The sequence below is a fragment of the Butyrivibrio sp. XB500-5 genome, from assembly GCF_003625505.1.
Classification (GTDB): Bacteria; Bacillota; Clostridia; order Lachnospirales; family Lachnospiraceae; genus Butyrivibrio.
This window is the reverse complement of the sequence record NZ_RAIS01000013.1, coordinates 1-1,940: the sequence shown is the minus strand read 5'-3', so window position 1 is coordinate 1,940 and position 1,940 is coordinate 1. Positions and strand designations below refer to the sequence as shown.

The following is a 1,940-nucleotide window of genomic DNA, read 5'->3' as shown; positions in this document are numbered from 1 at the left end:
GAGCAGTATAGGAGAGATGGAGCGAGAGATACATGAGCTCGAGGAAAAGATAGAGAAATACAATGATATCATCAAGATACTTGAGGAAAAGCGCGGTGAATTACAAAAAGAAAGAGGAATCATAATCAATGATGCTTATGCGCCGGAGAAAGCTTACGACATGACAAGATCTTCCAAGTGGAGGGGAAAACGCGAGGAAGATGCTAAAGATCATCAGGATAAGATAAAAGAAAAGACAAAAAAGGGAATCACCGCTACAGGACAGCTTCTGGATGATATCGAGACAGCGATCCAAAATCTTCTGGATAAGATAGAAGCATGCAAAAGAAGAATCAGTTATCTCAGACACAAGATAGAAGAGCTGGAAAGACAGCAACAGGGGAATAACGAAGCACAATAAGGAGAGAGTTTATAATGGGAAAGAGTTATGACGCCGAAGAAGTATCCGGCTTCATGAGTGACATGTGCAGTTCGCTTAACATGTACAGGGCGGATGCAGATAAGCTTGAGAATGCTTACAACAAATATGCCGGTAACGATACATTTAGGGGAACGGCTGCGAAAGCGGCCAAAAGATGCATCGACTGCGGACAGAGGAATCTTCATAAAGAAAACCTTGTAGTACAGAAGAAAGCACTTGCCAGATATAAGGACATGAAAGACCTGTTCGAGGATATGGTGGATTCTTCGCCTAAAGCAAGGATAGATACTGACGTTCTTGAAGAAGTAAAAAAGGATTTCCAAGGCTATAGAAAAGTTGTATCGGATCATGGATATAATATCGAAAAGATAGCAGAGTATCTTCAGGATAACTTTTCGGCAGAGTGTGACGTTGATTTCACTCAGCCAAGCTATCAGGAAGCAAGAGATACCTACAGCGAGTTTTCGGGCCCGAACGGTTTTATAGATAAGACTATCAAAAGCTTTGAGGACTTTGATGAACAAGCGTGCGATGCGGTCAATAGATCCGGCATCGCCGCCTATATATACGATTATCAGCAGGCTATATCTCAAACATCTTACAACCTCCTAGGTATTAAGATCGAAACTCCGAAGGTAGACGATACATATCTGTCTACTATTACTAATGGCGCGGCTATTGGCGTCAAAGCGATGGTAGGGAATGTTCAAAATGGAGAGAACAGTAATACAACTAATCTCTCTATCTTGAACAGTTCAAAAGTTGATAAGTGGCTATCACCGGATTACAAACTGACTCCTGAGGAGATAAAAGAAGCAAGAGAGCTGGCAAGAAAAGAATTGGATGGCGTTGAGCGCGTCAAAGGTACGCACCAACCGATATTCAATAATAAGACTGAAGAAGAAAACTATAAAAAAGCACTGGCACTTATGAATAAATGCTCAGGAGTTGCTTCGTATTGCCAAGGCTTTATGAGTTTGATAGGAAATATTGCGACAGTGCCACAAAACATAGTGGAAGATATCATCGTCGGTGGATTTGGTGAGATAGGCGCGACAATGGTAGACAACACATTTGGCACAGATCTGTCATCTGATGTAAGGAATTTAAGAGAGCAGATGCAGAGTAATATCAGTCAGCAGGAAGCTGATCTGAAGCTTGCTAAGCAAAATGCGAGGACACAGCATCCTGATGCATTTATGGCAGGTGATACCACGTTTAAGGCAATAATGTATTTTGCTACTGAAGGGTTGTTTGCAGCGGCAGCAGAAGGTCTGGAGATAAGTAAGTTTGCAGCTGTACAGATTGCAGAAAACGCGCAAGACCTGATGCTAGATACCACTAGCGTGTATAATGAACTTATTGAGGATGGCAATTTATCCGGCTCCGATTGGGCGGCTTTAGGGTCTAATGTCTTACTGAACGCCATGAACAATTTGGCATTCTCACAGCTCAACGAACTTGTGGATATCTGCAAGGCTAAATATGCGGTGGATCCTGTTGTTGTCAAGAAGGCCGG

2 protein-coding genes are annotated in these 1,940 nt (G+C 42.5%); both read left to right on the top strand.

The annotated features are described in order from the left end of the window. The coding region (locus D6856_RS15070; RefSeq protein WP_147367859.1) for a YwqH-like family protein at window positions 1-400 on the top strand (400 nt) is incomplete at its 5' end. A 14-nt stretch (window positions 401-414) separates the two neighbouring features. Further along, a partial coding sequence (locus tag D6856_RS15065) for a hypothetical protein (RefSeq protein ID WP_147367858.1) occupies window positions 415-1,940 on the top strand: 1,526 nt, incomplete at its 3' end.